We start from the raw sequence: 17,509 nt of genomic DNA, 5'->3' as shown, positions 1-17,509 counted from the left end.
ACCACGCTTCAGCCCAGCTGTTACGGCCGCAACAGCCGCCCCAGCAACTCCCGTGCGTAATCTGGGTCATAGGCTCCGCCGGTCAGCAGCGCCTGGAGGCAGATGCCGTCCATCAGGGCGACCAGGCCACGGGCCGTGACGGGGTCGGTGTGGCGGGCCAGGACCTCCGCCACGCCCTCGGTCCACTCGGCGGCGACGGGCCGCAGCGGGGGCCGCCGCAGCGCCGCCAGATACAGCTCGTACTCCAGCTCCACCCGCGCCCGGTCCCCCGCGATCCACTCGCCCATCAGCCGGGCGAGTTCGGCGGCCACGTCCACGCCCGGCTCCGCCAGCGCCCCGCTCGCGCGGATCGCGGCGGCGAAGCCCTCGTTGGCCTGGCGCAGGGCGGCCACCATCAGCTCGTCGAGCGTGGTGAAGTGGTACGTGGTGGAGCCGAGCGGCACATCGGCCTCGGCGGCGACGCTGCGGTGGCTGAGCCCGGCGATACCGCGCTCGGCGACCACCCGGATCGCGGCGTCGATGATGCGGCGCCGCCGGTCGGGGTCGTACCGTCGGGCCATCAGTCGCACGCTCCTGTGACGGGGGCCATGCCACGACCGTACCGGGCACCCGGTGAGCGGACGGCGCCCGCCCGGCGTCAGCCGGTGACGGTGAACCAGGTAGCGCGGGACTTCTTCCACTCCGGGTGGGTGAGGTCCTTCGCCTCGGTCCCGTCCCCGTACAGATCGGCCGAGCCGTCGTCGGTGATCAGCTGGGCGCGGGCGCCCGGCACCGACAGGTCCGGCACGTCCACCACGGCCTCCCAGCCGCCCGGGTCGCTGGTGGGCAGGTCGCGCAGCTTGACCGGGGCGTGCGCGGCGACGCCGTCCCAGGAGTAGAGGGCGTACGGGTCGGAGTTGTCGTCGGCGGCCCAGGACCCGGCGAGGATCAGATACTGGTCGGCGGCGTTCTTGCGGAGGTCGCGGATGCTGAGCCCGCCGAGGTCGAGCTCGATGCCCGGCCCGAAGACGGCCCTGGCCCCGCTGCCCAGCACCTTGTCGATGTTGGTGACGGGCACGACGAGCGCTTTACCGCCGTTCACCGGCGGCACGAGCGGCGCACGGAACCCGATGTACGCGGTGGTGGAGGAGCCGGGCGCGAACTCCAGCCCCTCCACGTTGAACCCGTCGACCTGCTTCGGCGCCTGCCCGGCGGCGGTCGCGGCGGCGAAGCCGTAGCGGTCGCCGTTGGCCCGGTCCCAGGCGACGAGGTCGTCGCGCAGCTTCTTGTAGGAGCGGCCGACGGTGAGCTGGGTGCTCGCCCCGGACCCGGTGACGGTGGTGGTGAAGACGGTGTTGCGGTCGGCCTTGTACACGCCGTCCTTGTTGTTGCCGAGCGAGCCGGTCCAGTAGACCGTGTCGCCGACCCGGGCCGCGCCCTCGATGTCGATCTCCTTGGAGACCCCGAGCTGCGCGCTGAAGTCCCAGCTCCGCACGGGCGCCCCGGACCTCGAGCGGTCGTACAGCCGCAGGGTGTTGGACTCGTCGTCGGCGACGACGGCATAGCCGCCGCCCACGTCGACGGCGGCGGAGGCGTCGCTGGAGCCGGTGAGATAGCGGGTGTCGGAGGCGTACTGCACGGCGGCCGAGGCGGCGTAGTGCAGCGTCGTGGTGACGCTCTTGCCGCCGAGCCCGGTGAGCTTGAGGGTCAGGTCGGTGTACCCGCGCCCGTGCGCGGCCACCGCGACCTGCCGGGTGGCCCCGGTCCCGGTGACGCTCACGTCGCCGGGTGCGGCGACCGACGCCCTGGTGCTGGCGGAGGCGGAGAGGGTGAGCGCCGAGGCGTCGGCCCCGCTCTGCCCCACGGTGACGGTCACCACGGGGTCCCCGCTCGCCCCCACGGCCCCCGACAGATAACTGGCCGAAAGGGCGAGGGTCGGGGTGCCGTAACCGGCCGCGTGCGCGGGTGCGTTCAGGCCCATGGCGGACAGCGTAAGAGCCCCGCTCACGGCGGCAAGGGCAACGCGCCTGCCACGGGAAACGTCATACAGCACTGGGTGCCTCTCGTCGACGTGCTATCGACGAGAAGGGTCTTGGGCTTGCGCCAATTCCGGCCGTACGGGGTACGTACAGGAGGGGAACAGATCCGTACGGCCGACCGGGCCGACTGAATGATGTCCGCCGACCAGCGTCAGCCGATGACGCCACCCTGTGCGGTCTCGCCCCGTCCGATACGTCGGCACTAGGCTCGCGCCATGCCGACAGCTGACAGCGTGACACTCCGGACGCTTGATGGTCTGCACCTGGCTGGCACGCTCGTGAAACCCGACGCGCACTCCTCGCGCGGCGTGGTCCTCGTGCACGGCGGCGGCGTCACCCGAGAAGAGGGCGGGTTCTTCTCGCGGCTGGCCACCGGACTCGCCGAGGGCGGCGTGGGGTCCCTTCGCTTCGACATGCGGGGGCACGGCGAAAGCGAAGGCCGACAGGAAGAGCTGACGCTCGCCACGATCCTCAACGATATTCGTACGGCCATCACCCATCTGCGCAACGCCACGACCGCTCGGGAGATCACCTTGTTGGGCGCCAGCTTCGGAGGTGGCGTCTGCGCGTACTACGCCGCAAAGCGTTCGGCCGACCTTTCACGGTTGGTGCTGTTCAATCCTCAGCTCGACTACAAGTGGCGCACCATCGATACGCGGTCCTACTGGGCGAACGACTCGATCAGCGAGGAAGCGGCCCAGCAACTCACCGAACACGGATTCATCCAGTTCACACCGACCCTGCGGCATGGCCGTCCGCTGCTGAACGAGGTTTTCTGGCTGCATCCCCATCAGGTGCTCGGCGAGGTCCGGTCCCCGACGCTCATCGTGCATGGCACTCAGGACACTTTCGTGCCCATCGAGTCGTCGCGGTCTGCCGTACGAGATTTTCGCGCCCCCTGTGAACTTGTCGAAATCGACGGATCACAGCACGGATTTGCCGTGCACGACGACCCGCAGTACCTGAACCCTCGAAGTCAGGAGTGGCAGGCATTCGTCATCCGCACGGTAACCGAATGGCTGACCACGGACCCTCCTCAGGGCTAGACCTCCTGGAGCGCTTCACGGAATTCTCGCACCATGGGACGAGTCCGCCAACGACTCAGCGTCTGCGAAACTTCACCCAACACCCGCAAGGTACGCGTGGACTGCACTACCCGAGCTACGCCTACCGAAGCCATACCGATCCTGGCTGCCTCATCGGGCTCGCCGCTCAACGCCAAGGCCGCCGAGCGCCGGGCATTGAAGAATCCGACGTCGCGGCGAGACAGCGTTTTTGCCGCAATGATTTTTCCGAACAGGTCGGCGGCGAGTCGCGGCCTACCCGCCTCGGTATAGATCACAGCATTCCGGAGCAGCAATGTGTCGTCGTCGAAGTAGGCGCCAAGGTCGCCTGGTTCACCATTGGCCGCGTGAGCAAGCAGTTCTCGCGCCGTACCGAGTTTCTGTTCCACCAGCGAGAACGGTTCACCGAGCATGGCGTATCCCAGCGCTTCCTGCTGTAGCAGCTCCGCTTGGACACGGTCCGGAAGTTGCCACCTGTCATGCCGCCCCGCTTGCGCCAGCGCCGACATCCGCCCGGCATCGCCGCAGTCGTACGCCATCTGGGACTTCTTGAGCAACATATAACCTTGCATGGCAGGGTCGTTGGCCTCCTGCGCCCACTCCATAGCCCGGTCGTACCAGAAGACAGCACGAGTTGGTTGCTGAATGTCACGGTAAAGCCATCCAGCGAACTCGGCGCCGTCCGCAGCGACCGACAACAGCTCTCGCCGCACGGACGGCTTCGCATCACGGATCCCCTGCTCAACAGCCCTGAGCAAGCCAAGAACCAGTGGCAGAGTTTTCCGCGCGCCCAGATACCCGTCGTCGCGTTTGGCCACTTCGAGCTGTTCACGGAGAGAATCCGGACCATCGACGCGGCAGTGCGCGCTTTCCGGCCCTACGCCTGCATATGAGATCCGTTCGAAGTCAGCCCCCGCCATGGCGGATGTGGCGTTCCGCGGTCTCACCTCGGCGCCAACGGCGGATTCGACGCCAGGGCCGGCGTGGTCAGTGGTTTCGCCGATTTCCTCGGGTGAACCCTCCCATGGCCGTCTCGGCAGTCCGAACATTTCTCCGGGGATACCGAACCCGTCAGCCACGCGCTCGATGACCTCGCGCCCCCTGATGCCCCGGACCCCCCGGATGATGTCGCTGACGCGTGAACTGGTCATCTTCCCGATGGCTGCCGCCATGGCCGCATGGCTTGAGCCGGTGCGCCGGTTCACGAGCCGGAAGATCTCTTGGAAGTTCCTTGTGAGGCACGCCTGTCGCATGGCCTCACCCTGGAGAAGGGCACCGGGAATCGTCAGCGGATAGCCGCTGCGCCGGGCCTCGCGTTCGTCCATGGGCGCCGCCTGGGAGGGACGGAAGTGATCTCCTCCAGAGTAGCCCCGCTTCCTGAACGGGGTTCCCCGAATCGCGCCGGAACGGGGTTCCCCAAATGGCCTTGCGGGGTTCCCCGTTCGCTGTTCCGTGAGAAGCCTCGCCCGACCGATGGTGTTCAGGCGGCGCTCCGCACGCGCTGGACATACACCGACCCACGACCGAAGTGACGGTCGGAGGGCGTGGCCACCGACCATCAGGGGTTGACGACAGTGCCCGAAGCCACAGCCAGCTCTGCCGGAGGCCCCCAGCGGGCGGAGGGTGACACCGACGCCCGGCAGTGGGAGTACACGACTTATGCGCCCGCCGGTGAGACGTGCCCGGGGTGCGGGAGGCCCATCAAGAGCCTTGAGATCTGCCACCGGGCGCTGCTGGGCCGCCGAGCCCCGGTTCCGACCGTGGCGTACTGGCATGCGGACTGCGCGCTCGGAGAGGAAGGGCAGTGATCCCCAGGGACGAGTACAAGAGCGCGCTCGCCGAGGCGGAGCACACAGCGGCTCTGCTGCGTGCGGCCCTGCAACGTGTCGGTGTGCCCGAGCAGGAGGTCTCGCGGGTGCGAGCCCTGGTCACCGGCAGGGGGCGTGCGTACGTGGAGATCGGGGCGCTTCCCGTCGGCTCGGCGGTCGCACTGCTCGACGCGCTTCCGGTCGAGACCATGCGCCGCCTGGCCGAGCCCCGGTGACGCGAGTGGGCCCCCGGCACCATCGGCACCGGAGGCCCACTCGACGTACGAAACGGGGTCAGACGTTGAACCCCAGCGCCCGCAACTGCTCGCGCCCATCGTCCGTGATCTTGTCCGGGCCCCACGGCGGCATCCAGACCCAGTTGATCTTGAGTTCGTTGACGATGCCGTCGGTCGCGGCCTTCGCCTGGTCCTCGATCACGTCGGTCAGCGGGCAGGCCGCCGACGTCAGGGTCATGTCGAGGGTGGCGATGTTGGCGTCGTCGATGTGGATGCCGTAGATGAGGCCCAGGTTGACGACGTCGATGCCCAGCTCGGGGTCGACGACGTCGTACAGCGCCTCGCGGACTTCTTCTTCCGAGGCCGGCTTCAAGGTGGCCTCCGCGTTCTCGGTCATGCGCTCTTCCTCTCGGCTCCGGCGTCGAGCGCCTGGGCCGTCGCGTCTTTCCAGGCCATCCAGCTCAGCAGAGCACACTTCACCCGGGCGGGGTACTTGGAGACGCCCGCGAACGCCACCGCGTCCTCCAGGACCTCCTCCATCGCGTCGTCCGGCTCCAGCTGGCCCTTGGACTGCATCAGCTCCAGGAAGGTCTCCTGGATCCGGCGCGCCTCGTCCAGGTCCTTGCCGACCAGCAGGTCGTTGAGGACCGAGGCGCTGGCCTGGCTGATGGAGCAGCCCTGGCCCTCGTAACTGATGTCGGCGATCTGCGAGCCCTCGTACTTCACGCGAAGAGTGATCTCGTCGCCGCACGTCGGGTTCACGTGGTGCACCTCGGCGTCACCGTCCCGCAAGCCCCGCCCGTGCGGGTGCTTGTAGTGGTCCAGGATGACGTCCTGGTACATCGAATCCAGCTTCACAACGAAGACCCCTAGCCGAAGAAGTTCCGTACGTGCTCCAGGCCGTCCACCAGGGCGTCGACCTCGGCGGGCGTGGAGTACAGATAGAAAGACGCTCGGGTGGTCGCGGGAATTCCGTACCGCAGGCAGACCGGGCGCGCGCAGTGGTGGCCGACCCGGACCGCGATGCCCTGCTCGTCGAGGACCTGGCCCACGTCGTGCGGGTGGATGTCGCCGAGCGTGAAGGAGATCGCGGCGCCCCGGTCCTCGGCCGTGGTCGGGCCGATGATCCGCAGGTCAGGGACTTCGAGCAGGCGCTTGACCGCGTACTCGGTGATCGCGTGCTCATGCGCGGCGATCTTGTCCATGCCGATCGCGGAGAGGTAGTCCACGGCCGCGCCGATGCCCACGGCCTGCGCGATCGGGGGCGTGCCCGCCTCGAACTTGTGCGGCGCCGGCGCGTACGTCGACGAGTGCATCGAGACCGTCTCGATCATCTCGCCGCCGCCCAGGAACGGCGGCAGGTCCTCCAGCAGCTCCTGGCGGCCCCACAGCACGCCGATGCCCGTCGGGCCGCACATCTTGTGGCCGGTGAAGGCCACGAAGTCGGCCTGGAGCGCCTGGACGTCCAGCGGCATGTGCGGCGCGGCCTGCGAGGCGTCGATGCACAGCAGCGCGCCGACCTCCTGGGCACGGCGCACGATCGCGTCGACCGGGTTGACCGTGCCCAGCAGGTTGGAGACCAGCGTGAAGGAGACGATCTTCGTCTTCTCGGTGATGATCTCGTCGATGTCGGAGAGGTCGAGACGGCCGTCCTCGGTGAGGCCGAACCACTTCAGCTTCGCGCCGGTGCGCTGCGCCAGCAGCTGCCAGGGCACGATGTTGGAGTGGTGCTCCATCTCCGTGATGACTATCTCGGTCTCGTGGTCCACTCGGTAGGGCTCGTCGGCCCAGCCCAGCATGTTGGCGACCAGGTTGAGCGACTCCGAGGCGTTCTTGGTGAAGATCACCTCGTCGCGGCTCGGCGCGTTGATGAACGCGGCGACCTTGTCGCGCGCCCCTTCGTACAGCGCCGTGGCCTCCTCGGCCACCGTGTACACACCACGGTGGACGTTGGCGTTGTGGCGCTCGTAGTACTCGTTGAGCGCGTCGAGCACCTGGCGCGGCTTCTGCGAAGTCGCCGCGCTGTCGAGGTACACGATCTTCTTCCCGTCGTGGACCACGCGGTCCAGGAGGGGGAAGTCCTTACGGATCGCCTCGGTGTCGAGGAGGCCCGGCAGATGTGTCACTCGGATGCGCCGCCCTTCGTGTAGGCCTCGTAGCCCTCGTTCTCCAGCTTGTCGGCGAGCTCGGCGCCACCGGACTCGGCGATGCGGCCGTTCGCGAACACGTGCACGAAGTCGGGCTTGATGTAGCGCAGGATGCGCGTGTAGTGCGTGATCAGCAGCGTGCCGACCTCACCGGTCTCGCGGACCCGGTTGACGCCCTCGGAGACGACGCGCAGCGCGTCGACGTCCAGACCCGAGTCGGTCTCGTCCAGGATCGCGATCTTCGGCTTGAGGAGCTCCAGCTGGAGGATCTCGTGGCGCTTCTTCTCACCGCCGGAGAAGCCCTCGTTGACGTTGCGCTCGGCGAAGGCCGGGTCCATCTGGAGCTGCTCCATCGCGGACTTGACCTCCTTCACCCAGGTGCGCAGCTTGGGGGCCTCGCCGCGCACGGCCGTGGCCGAGGTGCGCAGGAAGTTGGAGACCGAGACGCCGGGGACCTCGACCGGGTACTGCATGGCCAGGAAGACGCCGGCGCGGGCGCGCTCGTCGACGGACATCTCCAGGACGTCCTCGCCGTCCAGGGTGACCGTACCGCCGGTGATCGTGTACTTGGGGTGACCCGCGAGCGAGTACGCGAGGGTGGACTTGCCGGAGCCGTTGGGACCCATGATGGCGTGGGTCTCGCCCTGCTTCACGGTCAGGTCGACGCCCTTGAGGATCTCCCGGGGGCCGTTCTCGGCTTCCACGGAGACGTGCAGGTCGCGGATTTCAAGCGTTGCCATGGGGACTTAGTTCTCCTGGGATACGGAGACGAGCACATCGTCCCCTTCGATCTTTACGGGGTAAACGGGCACGGGTCGCGTCGCGGGGAGGCCGGACGGCTTGCCGGTGCGGAGGTCGAAGCTGGAGCCGTGCAGCCAGCACTCGATCTGGCAGTCCTCCACCTCGCCCTCCGACAGCGAGACGTTCGCGTGCGAGCAGATGTCGTTGATCGCGAACACCTCGCCCGCGGTACGGACGACCGACACCGGCGTGCCGTCGAGTTCCACCCGCCTGGGGGTGTCCTCCTCCAGCTCGCTCAGTGCGCAGACGCGGACGAAGGCGGTCATCAGACGGACGCCTCCAGCTCCGCCTCGATCTTGGCGAGCAGACGCTCCTCGACGTCGGCGACGCCGACCTGCTGGACGAGCTCGGCGAAGAAGCCGCGCACCACCAGACGGCGGGCCTCGGCCTCCGGGATGCCGCGCGCCATCAGGTAGAACAGCTGCTCGTCGTCGAAGCGGCCGGTGGCCGAGGCGTGACCGGCGCCGGCGATCTCACCGGTCTCGATCTCCAGGTTCGGCACGGAGTCGACGCGGGCGCCGTCCGTGAGGACCAGGTTGCGGTTCATCTCGTAGGTGTCGGTGCCCTCGGCCTTGGCCTGGATGAGCACGTCACCGATCCACACGGCGTGCGCGTCGTCGCCCTGGAGGGCGCCCTTGTAGACGACGTTGGACTTGCAGTGCGGCGTGTTGTGGTCGACGAAGAGCCGGTGCTCCTGGTGCTGGCCCTTGTCGGTGAAGTACAGGCCGAACAGCTCGGCCTCGCCGCCGGTGCCCTCGTAGGAGATCCGCGGGTGCAGCCGGACCACGTCGCCGCCGAAGGTGACGACCACGGACTTGAAGGAGGCGTCCCGGCCGACCAGCGCGTTGTGCTGGGCGACGTGGACGGCCTTGTCGTCCCAGTCCTGTACGGAGACGACGGTCAGCTTGGCGCCGTCGCCGAGGACGAAGTCCACGTTGGCGGCGAGCACCGCGTCACCGGTGTGGTCGATGACCACGACGGCCTCGGCGAACGCGCCGAGCTCGACGACCTGGTGCGCGAAGACGGTGCCGCCCTCGCCGTGCACGGCGATCCGGATCGGCTCGCTGAGCACCGCCTCCTTGGCGACGGTCACGACCGAGGCCTTCTCGAACGAGGAGTAGGCCTGGGCGGCGACCCGGTCCACCGGGGTGCCGGCCCGGCCGAGCCGGGCGTCGTCACGGCCGACGGTCTCGACGGTGACGCCCTCGGGGGCGCTCACCTCGACGCGCAGCCCGTCGCCGGTCGCGACGGCGGAGCCGTCGTGCAGCCCGCGCAGCCGCGCCAGCGGGGTGAAGCGCCACTCCTCCTCGCGGCCGTGCGGCACCGGGAAGTCGGCCACGTCGAAGGACGGGGGCGCGCTCATGCGCGTGGCGACGGTCGACTCGGCGGCCACCGCGATCGAGCCGGCGGTGGTGGAGCCCGCCGGGATGTTCTGAGCCTCAGCCATGGCTGTCGTGTTGCTCTCTTCCTACGTCAAAAGGATGTCGCTGTGCTGCGGGGGCGGTCGCCGTACTAGCCGACCGAGCCCTCCATCTGCAGCTCGATCAGCCGGTTGAGCTCCAGGGCGTACTCCATGGGCAGCTCCTTGGCGATCGGCTCGACGAAGCCGCGCACGATCATCGCCATCGCCTCGAACTCGGTCAGACCGCGGCTCATCAGGTAGAAGAGCTGGTCCTCGGAGACCTTGGAGACGGTCGCCTCATGGCCCATGGACACGTCGTCCTCGCGGACGTCGACGTACGGGTAGGTGTCGGAGCGGGAGATCGTGTCGACCAGCAGCGCGTCGCACAGCACGTTCGACTTCGATCCGGCCGCGCCCTCGCCGATCTCGACCAGACCGCGGTACGAGGTGCGGCCGCCGCCGCGCGCCACCGACTTGGAGACGATGTTGGACGACGTGTTCGGCGCCATGTGGACCATCTTGGAGCCGGCGTCCTGGTGCTGGCCCTCGCCCGCGAAGGCGATGGAGAGGGTCTCGCCCTTGGCGTGCTCGCCCATCAGGTAGACGGCCGGGTACTTCATGGTGACCTTGGAACCGATGTTGCCGTCGATCCACTCCATGGTCGCGCCCTCGTACGCCACGGCGCGCTTGGTGACCAGGTTGTAGACGTTGTTCGACCAGTTCTGGATCGTCGTGTAGCGGCAGCGGCCGCCCTTCTTGACGATGATCTCGACGACGGCGCTGTGCAGCGAGTCCGAGGAGTAGATCGGGGCGGTGCAGCCCTCGACGTAGTGGACGTAGGCGTCCTCGTCCACGATGATCAGCGTCCGCTCGAACTGGCCCATGTTCTCCGTGTTGATACGGAAGTAGGCCTGGAGCGGGATGTCCACGTGGACGCCCTTGGGCACGTAGATGAACGAGCCGCCGGACCACACGGCCGTGTTCAGCGACGCGAACTTGTTGTCGCCGACCGGGATGACCGTGCCGAAGTACTCCTGGAAGAGCTCCGGGTGCTCCTTCAGCGCGGTGTCGGTGTCCAGGAAGATGACGCCCTGCTGCTCCAGGTCCTCGCGGATCTGGTGGTAGACGACCTCGGACTCGTACTGGGCCGCGACACCGGCGACGAGGCGCTGCTTCTCCGCCTCGGGGATGCCGAGCTTGTCGTACGTGTTCTTGATGTCCTCGGGCAGTTCCTCCCAGGAAGCGGCCTGCTTCTCGGTGGAGCGCACGAAGTACTTGATGTTGTCGAAGTCGATGCCCGAGAGGTCCGAGCCCCACTTCGGCATGGGCTTCTTGTCGAACAGGCGCAGGCCCTTGAGGCGCAGCTTCAGCATCCACTCGGGCTCGTTCTTCTTCGCCGAGATGTCGCGGACGACGTCCTCGGAGAGCCCGCGCTTGGCAGCGGAACCCGCCGCGTCGGAGTCGGCCCAGCCGTACTCGTAGTTGCCCAGACCCTCGAGTTCGGGGTGGGCAGTCTCCGTGGGGAGAGTCATGCGGGGTTCCTCCCGGCCGTGCTTGTGGATGCTGATTCGGTGGTCTGTGATGGTGCGCTGTGCGGGATGAACGTCGTGCACACCCCGTCGCCGTGGGCGATGGTGGCCAGACGCTGCACATGGGTTCCGAGCAGGCGGGAGAAGAACTCCGTCTCCGCCTCGCACAGCTGCGGGAACTGCTCGGCGGCGTGCGCGACCGGGCAGTGGTGCTGGCAGAGCTGCTCGCCCCGTCCGGGGAGGGGCGCGCTGCGCGCCGTAGCAGCGTACCCGTCGGCGGTCAAGGCCTTGGCCAGGGCCTCGGTGCGCTCCTCGGGCGGCGCCGCCTCGACGGCTTCGCGGTAGCTCTCGGACTGGGCCTCGATCCGCGCCCGGGCGAAGGCGACGACGGCTTCCTCGCCGGCCGCGCCGCCGCCCGCGGACCGCTCGATCCAGCGGAGCGCGTCCACGGCCAGCTTGTCGTACGACTGGTCGAAGGCGTCCCGCCCGCAGTCCGTGAGGGCGAAGACCTTGGCGGGCCTGCCGCGGGTCCGTGCGCCGTACACCCGCTGCTCGCGGGGGGCCACGACCTCGTCGGCCACCAGTGCGTCGAGGTGGCGGCGGACGGCGGCCTGGGTGAGGCCGAGGCGCTTCGCGAGGTCCGCGACGGTGGAGGGCCCATGGTCCAGGATGGAGCGCGCGACCCGGTTGCGGGTGGACCGCTCACCGGTCGCGAGTTCCTCCTGGGGAGCCTCGCCGACGTTTTTCACAACACCATTGTTGCGTAATTCCTCAGAGCCTGACAAGCCACGTCGCGATCATCGAACGGTGCGGTGCATCACTTAGGCATACCTAAGCTGACCTGCGGAAACGATCTCTGATCGATCAAATGGGGCACCCGGGGAAAGGGCGGCGCCGACCCCTTTGACCTCGGCGTATGACCCGTACGAGGTCCGTTTCGGCGGCCGCCGGACGAGCGTTTTCGGCCGGGCCGCCCGGGCTCCTCGTACGGGCCCCGGATGGCCGGAAATCGAAGGTCGCGCACCCGCGCGTCCGTGCCCCCGTACGACCCCCTCCCCCGGTCCGGTGCCCTTCCCGCGCTGCCTAGACTTGCCCGTCATGAAGAGCGAGTCCGTCGTCCAGGTCAGCGGCCTGGTCAAACGGTACGGATCGAAGACCGCCGTGGACGGCCTCGACCTGCGGGTCGCCGCCGGGACCGTCACCGCTGTCCTCGGCCCCAACGGTGCCGGCAAGACCACCACGATCGAGATCTGCGAGGGCTACCGCAGACCCGACGCCGGCACCGTCCGCGTCCTGGGCCTGGACCCGGTCACCGAGGCCGAGCGGCTGCGCCCGCGCATCGGCGTGATGCTCCAGTCCGGCGGCGTCTACTCCGGCGCCCGCGCCGAGGAGATGCTCCGCCACATGGCGAAGCTGCACGCGCACCCCCTGGACGTGCCCGCCCTCATCGAGCGCCTGGGCCTGGAGAGCTGCGGCCGCACCACCTACCGCCGGCTCTCCGGCGGCCAGCAGCAGCGCCTCGCCCTCGCCATGGCCGTGGTCGGCCGCCCCGAGCTGGTCTTCCTGGACGAGCCGACCGCGGGCCTCGACCCGCAGGCCCGCCGCGCCACCTGGGACCTCGTACGGGAGCTGCGCGCCGACGGCGTCTCGACGGTCCTGACCACGCACTTCATGGACGAGGCCGAGGAGCTCGCGGACGACGTGGCGATCGTCGACGCGGGCAAGGTCGTGGCCCAGGGCTCCCCCGAGACGCTCTGCCGGGGCGGCGCCGAGAACACCCTGCGCTTCACCGGCCGCCCCGGGCTCGACCTCGCCTCGCTCCTCAAGGCGCTGCCCGACGGCACGGCGGCGGCCGAGCTCACCGCGGGCGCGTACCGCATCAGCGGCACCGTCGACCCGCAGCTGCTGGCCACCGTGACCTCCTGGTGCGCCCAGCACGGCGTGATGCCCGACGGCATCGCGGTGGAGCGCCACACCCTGGAGGACGTCTTCTTGGAGCTGACCGGCAGGGAGCTGCGCCGATGAGCATCGGTACCGGTACGTACACGCCGAACCCCGGGGCCGCGCCCGTCGGCCGGATGATCGGCGCGCAGACCGCGCTGGAGACGCGGATGCTGCTGCGCAACGGCGAGCAGCTGCTGCTCACCGTGGTCATCCCGACGCTGCTGCTCGTGCTGTTCAGCGGCGTCGACATCATCGACACCGGCGACGGGAAGTCGGTCGACTTCCTCACCCCCGGGGTCCTCGCGCTCGCCGTGATGTCCACCGCCTTCACCGGCCAGGCCATCGCCACCGGCTTCGAGCGCCGCTACGGCGTGCTCAAGCGGCTCGGCGCCTCCCCGCTGCCGCGCTGGGGCCTGATGACCGCCAAGACGCTGTCGGTGCTGGTCACCGAGGTCCTCCAGATCGTCCTGCTCACCGTGATCGCCTTCGCGCTCGGCTGGTCGCCGCACGGCAACCCGTTCGCCGTGCTGCTGCTCCTGGTGCTGGGCACGGCCGCGTTCTCCGGGCTCGGGCTGCTGATGGCGGGCACCCTCAAGGCGGAGGCGACGCTCGCCGCCGCCAATCTGGTCTTCCTGCTGCTGCTGGTCGGCGGCGGGGTCATCGTGCCGATGGACAAGTTCCCCGGCGGTGTCCAGACCGCGCTCGGGCTGCTGCCCATCTCGGCCCTCTCCGACGGGCTGCGCGACGTCCTCCAGCACGGCGCCTCGATGCCCTGGGGCGACCTGGGGATCCTGGCGGTCTGGACGGTGCTGGGCCTGGGCGCGGCGGCGCGGTTCTTCCGCTGGGAGTAAGGGGCCCGGCCGGGGGCCGACCCCTCGTGAAAACGTGCACAAACGGAGCCCTACGATAGAGCCCATGCCGAACGTGACCCGAGCCGAAGCGGCTCAGGCGGTGCGCAACCCGCTCGCCTTCATCGCCGAGCGGTGGACGCCGTCCCCGCGGACCGTCCAGCGCGCGGCGCTCATCGCCGTCGTCATGGCCGTCGTCATCGTGGTGACCGGCGGCGCGGTACGGCTCACCGGCTCCGGGCTCGGCTGCCCGACCTGGCCCAAGTGCACCGACCAGAGCCTGGCGCCGACCGGCGAGATGGACTTCCACAGCGCCGTCGAGTTCGGCAACCGGATGCTCACCTACGTGCTGTGCGCGGCCGTCGGCTGGGCGATCGTCGCGGCCCGCGCGGCCAAGCCCTGGCGGCGCAGCGTCACCCGGCTCGGCTGGGTCCAGTTCTGGGTCGTCATGGGCAACGCGGTCCTGGGCGGCATCGTCGTCCTGGTCGGCCTCAACCCGTACACGGTCGCGGCGCACTTCCTGCTCTCCACCGCGCTGCTCACGGTCGCGATGACGACCTGGCAGCGCACCCGCGAGGGCGACGGCGAGCCGCGCCCGCTGGTGGGCCGGGCCGTGGTCCAGCTGACCTGGCTGCTGGTGGTCGCGGCGGGCCTGCTGGTCGCGGTCGGCACGGTCGTCACGGGCGCCGGGCGGCACGCCGGCGACTCCAGCGACGTGGAGCGCATCCCGCTGAACTGGACGATGATCAGCCAGCTGCACGCCGACCTCGCCTGGGTCGTGGTGGCCCTGACCGTCGCGCTCTGGTTCGTCCTGAAGGCGGTCGACGCCCCGGTGGGCCCGCGCAACCGGGCCCGTGACCTGTTCCTGGTACTGATGGGGCAGGGGGTCATCGGATACGTCCAGTACTTCACCAAGACCCCCGAAGCCCTGGTGGCCCTGCACATGTTCGGCTCCTGCCTGGTGTGGATCGCCGTGGTGCGCGTGCTGCTCTCGCTGCGCGAGCGTCCGCACACCGCCGTGCCCGTCCCGGCCCAGTCAGACCCGGCGCTCACCCGCGCCTGACAGCCCGTACACCCGCCGGGCGTTGCCCGCCCCGATCAGCGCGGCGACCCGCTCGGCGTCGGTACGCGCCCAGGCGCCGTCGGCCACCCAGGCGCCCAGCACCCGGCCGAGCGCCTGCGTGAACAGCCGCGCGCCCACCACATGCAGCTCGGGCAGCCCGCGCGCCCCGCTGGAGTAGAGCAGCTTCCCGAACGGCGCCAGCTCCAGGAGCTCCGCCAGCACGTCGGCGGCCCGCGCCCCGGTCCGCACCAGGGCGGGCCCCACGTCCGCGTACACATGCGGGAAGACGCTCGCCAGATGGGCGGCCTGGCGGTGGTACGGATAGCCGTGCAGCAGCACCAGGTCCGTGCCCAGGCCGTTGGTGGCGGCGGCGAACCCCGCGAGGCCGGTGGCGTCGTCCATGCCGAGCCGCAGCTGGAGCGGGCGCCCCGAGGCGACCGCGCTCCACAGCAGGTGCCGCAGCAGCACCGGGTCCTCCAGCGGCTCCTGGATGCGCCGCCGGGTCAGCCAGCGGCCCGCCGCACCGCGCACCTCGCCGGGCCCGGGCGGGTCCGGGTCGAGGCGCCGGCGTACGGCCGTGACGGAGATGAAGGCGACTGCGGAGGCGGCCGCGGTGTGCACGGCCTCGGCGAGGTTGGCGAGGAAGGCGTCGACGGTTCCCGAGGTGTCGGCGACCTGCTCGGCGAGGAGTTCGAGGCGGACGATCTCATGGGCCTCGGCGGCCCCGGCGCCGGCCAGCTCGTCCGGCCCGGTCAGATCGCCGGGCGGGCCGGTGTCGACCAGATAGGTGGACACGCCCGAGCCGCGCAGCAGCCGCCGCGCGCTCTCCAGGACGCCCAGCTCGCGCCGGCGGGCCAGATAGCGGGCCGGGGTGCAGTGCGCCTCCAGGTCCAGCAGCGGCGGACACCAGCGGCGCACGGCGAAGCCGGTCTGGGTGTCGAAGAAGGTGGTGCCGGGGGCGGGCGGGGCACCGGTCCTGCCGAGCTGCGTCTCGAACGTGCCGAGCCCCAGCTCGGTGCGGAGCACCCCGTGGCAGTACTGGTCCACCAGGTCCGGCTGCGGCGCGGCGTCGATCATCCGGGGCTCCCTGGGTGGTGTGCTTCCACCTCACTAACGGGTGAGCCCCGGATGAGTGTTGCTGTTGCCGTTCAGCCGTTCTTAGGACCGCCGAGCTGGATCCCGGCCATCCGGCTCCACTCGTACCGGCCGGTCTTCACCTTGGCCGCGAACTCGCCGTCGAAGTCCTCGTGGACGGTGATCCCGGCCTTCTCGACCGCGCTCAGCGCGATGGCGTGGCTGGGGGCCACCAGGTCGCCCCAGCCGCCGTCCTCCCCCACCAGCACGATCCGCGCGCCGCGCTGACCGAGGTACGCCACCTGGCCCTCGGCGCCGCCGTGCTCCTGGGCGAAGTGGCCGATCTGCTTGGCGAGGCGAGCCGCCCGCCGCTCGGCCTTGGCGGCCTGCTTCTCGTCAACCTGGGTGTCTGCCATGAGCAGGATGCTACTCGCGAGTAGATCCAGATGCGACGGGAGGGCCCAGTGGCTTGTACCACTGGGCCCTCCCGTACCGAAGAGCGGGCGAACTACCGCAGGAACGGGTCCACCGCGACCGCCACGAAGAGCAGGGAGACATAGGTGATGGACCAGTGGAACAGGCGCATCTCCTTGAGCTTCGCGCCCGTCACGCCCGACTTGGCGCGGTTCTGGAGCCCGTGCGCCTCCCAGAGCCACCAGCCGCCGGAGACCAGCGCCACCGCCGTGTAGAACCAGCCGGTGTAGCCGAGCGGGGTCAGCAGCAGCGAGACGGCGACCATCACCCAGCTGTAGGCGACGATCTGGCGGGCCACCACCCTGTTGGAGGCGATGACCGGCAGCATCGGGACGCCCACGCGCGCGTAGTCCTCCTTCACCTTCATCGACAGCGGCCAGTAGTGCGGCGGCGTCCAGAAGAAGATGACCAGGAAGAGGATGACCGCGGCCCAGGACATCGAGTCCGTGACGGCCGACCAGCCGATGAGGACCGGCATACAGCCCGCGATGCCGCCCCAGACGATGTTCTGCGAGGTGCGGCGCTTGAGGATCATCGTGTAGATGACCACGTAGAAGAGCAGCGCACCGAGGGACAGCGCGGCGGACAGCCAGTTGACGAGCAGTCCGAACCAGAGCGTCGAGACGACCGCGAGGGTGATGCCGAACGCCAGGCACTCGCGCGGCGAGACCATTCCGGTGACCAGCGGCCGCTGCGAGGTGCGGTCCATCAGGGCGTCGATGTCGCGGTCGATGTACATGTTCAGCGCGTTGGCGCCGCCCGCGGAGAGATAGCCGCCAATGGTGGTGGTGAGCACCAGCCAGAGTGACGGGACGCCCTGCTCGGCCAGGAACATCACCGGAATGGTGGTGATGAGGAGCAGTTCGATGATCCGCGGCTTGGTCAGTGCCACGAACGCCTTGACGCGGGCCCCGAACGGCCGATGGCCCCCCGGGCTGGGAGTCAAGACGACCCCTGCGGGTCGGGACTCGACGGCCGTCACGCACACCCCTGACAGAGAATTCCCAGCAAGTCCCGGGGCAATCGGTCGGATGGGCCCGGACGTTCCGGGCAGGAGAGCCCGGTGAAGACTTGCGCGTACCACGCCACTGTAGACGTTGC

General features: G+C 69.5%; 19 protein-coding genes. 5 read left to right on the top strand and 14 right to left on the bottom strand.

Annotation, left to right across the window (positions count from 1 at the left end; translation table 11 throughout):
* Positions 1–20: 20 nt before the first annotated feature.
* Together ABD236_RS15665 and ABD236_RS15660 are read right to left on the bottom strand one after the other, a co-directional pair.
* Positions 21–560, bottom strand: coding sequence for a TetR/AcrR family transcriptional regulator (locus tag ABD236_RS15665; RefSeq protein WP_344074295.1), 540 nt, complete (start codon positions 558–560; stop codon positions 21–23).
* Positions 561–637: 77 nt separating this feature from the next.
* Positions 638–1,960 carry a DUF3616 domain-containing protein gene (locus tag ABD236_RS15660; protein WP_344074294.1) on the bottom strand — a complete coding sequence of 441 codons (1,323 nt, stop codon included), beginning with the start codon at positions 1,958–1,960 and terminating at the stop codon, positions 638–640.
* A gap of 273 nt (positions 1,961–2,233) precedes the next feature.
* Between ABD236_RS15660 and ABD236_RS15655 the strand changes: the two genes are divergently transcribed.
* Complete coding sequence (locus tag ABD236_RS15655; RefSeq protein WP_344074293.1) at positions 2,234–3,064, top strand: alpha/beta hydrolase; 831 nt, start codon at positions 2,234–2,236, stop codon at positions 3,062–3,064.
* Here the strand turns inward: ABD236_RS15655 and ABD236_RS15650 are convergent.
* Entirely contained in the window at positions 3,061–4,407 is a 1,347-nt protein-coding gene (locus ABD236_RS15650; RefSeq protein WP_344074292.1) for an NsdA family TPR-like regulatory protein, read from the bottom strand. The two genes, ABD236_RS15655 and ABD236_RS15650, sit on opposite strands and share 4 nt — an antisense overlap.
* 479 nt (positions 4,408–4,886) lie before the next feature.
* Here ABD236_RS15650 and ABD236_RS15645 point away from each other — a divergent pair, with 479 nt between their 5' ends.
* Positions 4,887–5,126 carry a hypothetical protein gene (locus ABD236_RS15645; protein WP_344074291.1) on the top strand — a complete coding sequence of 80 codons (240 nt, stop codon included), beginning with the start codon at positions 4,887–4,889 and terminating at the stop codon, positions 5,124–5,126.
* 58 nt (positions 5,127–5,184) lie between these two features.
* Here the strand turns inward: ABD236_RS15645 and ABD236_RS15640 are convergent, their stop codons facing one another.
* The 8 genes from ABD236_RS15640 to ABD236_RS15605 form a co-directional block, all read right to left on the bottom strand.
* On the bottom strand, positions 5,185–5,523 hold the full coding sequence (locus ABD236_RS15640) for a metal-sulfur cluster assembly factor (RefSeq protein WP_344074290.1): 339 nt from the start codon (positions 5,521–5,523) through the stop codon (positions 5,185–5,187).
* Complete coding sequence (gene sufU, locus ABD236_RS15635; RefSeq protein WP_344074289.1) at positions 5,520–5,984, bottom strand: Fe-S cluster assembly sulfur transfer protein SufU; 465 nt, start codon at positions 5,982–5,984, stop codon at positions 5,520–5,522. The genes ABD236_RS15640 and sufU overlap by 4 nt, the downstream gene beginning before the upstream one ends.
* A gap of 11 nt (positions 5,985–5,995) precedes the next feature.
* On the bottom strand, positions 5,996–7,252 hold the full coding sequence (locus tag ABD236_RS15630; protein WP_344074288.1) for a cysteine desulfurase: 1,257 nt from the start codon (positions 7,250–7,252) through the stop codon (positions 5,996–5,998).
* Complete coding sequence (gene sufC, locus ABD236_RS15625; RefSeq protein WP_344074287.1) at positions 7,249–8,013, bottom strand: Fe-S cluster assembly ATPase SufC; 765 nt, start codon at positions 8,011–8,013, stop codon at positions 7,249–7,251. Before sufC ends, ABD236_RS15630 begins: the two co-directional genes overlap by 4 nt.
* 6 nt (positions 8,014–8,019) lie before the next feature.
* Positions 8,020–8,340: a bifunctional 3-phenylpropionate/cinnamic acid dioxygenase ferredoxin subunit gene (locus tag ABD236_RS15620; RefSeq protein ID WP_344074286.1), complete on the bottom strand. Its 321-nt coding sequence runs from the start codon at positions 8,338–8,340 to the stop codon at positions 8,020–8,022.
* Positions 8,340–9,521, bottom strand: a complete 1,182-nt coding sequence (gene sufD / locus ABD236_RS15615) for a Fe-S cluster assembly protein SufD (RefSeq protein WP_344074285.1) — start codon at positions 9,519–9,521, stop codon at positions 8,340–8,342. Before sufD ends, ABD236_RS15620 begins: the two co-directional genes overlap by 1 nt.
* Before the next feature lie 65 nt (positions 9,522–9,586).
* Entirely contained in the window at positions 9,587–11,008 is a 1,422-nt protein-coding gene (sufB, locus tag ABD236_RS15610) for a Fe-S cluster assembly protein SufB (RefSeq protein WP_344074284.1), read from the bottom strand.
* Entirely contained in the window at positions 11,005–11,754 is a 750-nt protein-coding gene (locus ABD236_RS15605) for a helix-turn-helix transcriptional regulator (RefSeq protein ID WP_344074283.1), read from the bottom strand. The genes sufB and ABD236_RS15605 overlap by 4 nt, the downstream gene beginning before the upstream one ends.
* A gap of 349 nt (positions 11,755–12,103) precedes the next feature.
* Between ABD236_RS15605 and ABD236_RS15600 the strand changes: the two genes are divergently transcribed.
* From ABD236_RS15600 to ABD236_RS15590, 3 genes are read left to right on the top strand one after another with little or no spacing between them, the layout of a single operon-like run.
* Positions 12,104–13,030, top strand: coding sequence for an ABC transporter ATP-binding protein (locus ABD236_RS15600; RefSeq protein WP_344074282.1), 927 nt, complete (start codon positions 12,104–12,106; stop codon positions 13,028–13,030).
* Positions 13,031–13,032: 2 nt separating this feature from the next.
* Complete coding sequence (locus tag ABD236_RS15595; protein WP_344074388.1) at positions 13,033–13,800, top strand: ABC transporter permease; 768 nt, start codon at positions 13,033–13,035, stop codon at positions 13,798–13,800.
* A gap of 55 nt (positions 13,801–13,855) precedes the next feature.
* On the top strand, positions 13,856–14,860 hold the full coding sequence (locus tag ABD236_RS15590; RefSeq protein WP_344074387.1) for a COX15/CtaA family protein: 1,005 nt from the start codon (positions 13,856–13,858) through the stop codon (positions 14,858–14,860).
* Here the strand turns inward: ABD236_RS15590 and ABD236_RS15585 are convergent.
* The 3 genes from ABD236_RS15585 to ABD236_RS15575 form a co-directional block, all read right to left on the bottom strand.
* On the bottom strand, positions 14,834–15,937 hold the full coding sequence (locus ABD236_RS15585; protein ID WP_344074281.1) for an amidohydrolase: 1,104 nt from the start codon (positions 15,935–15,937) through the stop codon (positions 14,834–14,836). The genes ABD236_RS15590 and ABD236_RS15585 overlap by 27 nt on opposite strands.
* Positions 15,938–16,008: 71 nt before the next feature.
* Positions 16,009–16,350, bottom strand: coding sequence for a hypothetical protein (locus ABD236_RS15580; RefSeq protein ID WP_344074280.1), 342 nt, complete (start codon positions 16,348–16,350; stop codon positions 16,009–16,011).
* A gap of 92 nt (positions 16,351–16,442) precedes the next feature.
* Positions 16,443–17,396 (bottom strand): heme o synthase, encoded by a 954-nt coding sequence (locus ABD236_RS15575; protein ID WP_344074279.1) that lies wholly within the window; start codon positions 17,394–17,396, stop codon positions 16,443–16,445.
* Between the last annotated feature and the right edge of the window lie 113 nt (positions 17,397–17,509).

Origin of the sequence: Streptomyces crystallinus (assembly GCF_039521265.1) — a bacterium.
Lineage (GTDB): Bacteria > Actinomycetota > Actinomycetes > Streptomycetales > Streptomycetaceae > Streptomyces > Streptomyces crystallinus.
This window is presented reverse-complemented; position numbering and strand designations above follow the sequence as displayed.

Excerpts from the sequence above, each read along its gene's own strand:
- ABD236_RS15640 (WP_344074290.1), bottom strand. The coding sequence starts at position 5,523 with ATGACCGAGAACGCGGAGGCCACCTTGAAGCCGGCCTCGGAAGAAGAA.
- sufB (WP_344074284.1), bottom strand. The coding sequence starts at position 11,008 with ATGACTCTCCCCACGGAGACTGCCCACCCCGAACTCGAGGGTCTGGGC.
- ABD236_RS15620 (WP_344074286.1), bottom strand. The coding sequence starts at position 8,340 with ATGACCGCCTTCGTCCGCGTCTGCGCACTGAGCGAGCTGGAGGAGGAC.
- ABD236_RS15600 (WP_344074282.1), top strand. The coding sequence starts at position 12,104 with ATGAAGAGCGAGTCCGTCGTCCAGGTCAGCGGCCTGGTCAAACGGTAC.
- sufC (WP_344074287.1), bottom strand. The coding sequence starts at position 8,013 with ATGGCAACGCTTGAAATCCGCGACCTGCACGTCTCCGTGGAAGCCGAG.
- sufD (WP_344074285.1), bottom strand. The coding sequence starts at position 9,521 with ATGGCTGAGGCTCAGAACATCCCGGCGGGCTCCACCACCGCCGGCTCG.
- ABD236_RS15580 (WP_344074280.1), bottom strand. The coding sequence starts at position 16,350 with ATGGCAGACACCCAGGTTGACGAGAAGCAGGCCGCCAAGGCCGAGCGG.
- ABD236_RS15655 (WP_344074293.1), top strand. The coding sequence starts at position 2,234 with ATGCCGACAGCTGACAGCGTGACACTCCGGACGCTTGATGGTCTGCAC.
- ABD236_RS15650 (WP_344074292.1), bottom strand. The coding sequence starts at position 4,407 with ATGGACGAACGCGAGGCCCGGCGCAGCGGCTATCCGCTGACGATTCCC.
- ABD236_RS15665 (WP_344074295.1), bottom strand. The coding sequence starts at position 560 with ATGGCCCGACGGTACGACCCCGACCGGCGGCGCCGCATCATCGACGCC.
- ABD236_RS15585 (WP_344074281.1), bottom strand. The coding sequence starts at position 15,937 with ATGATCGACGCCGCGCCGCAGCCGGACCTGGTGGACCAGTACTGCCAC.
- ABD236_RS15660 (WP_344074294.1), bottom strand. The coding sequence starts at position 1,960 with ATGGGCCTGAACGCACCCGCGCACGCGGCCGGTTACGGCACCCCGACC.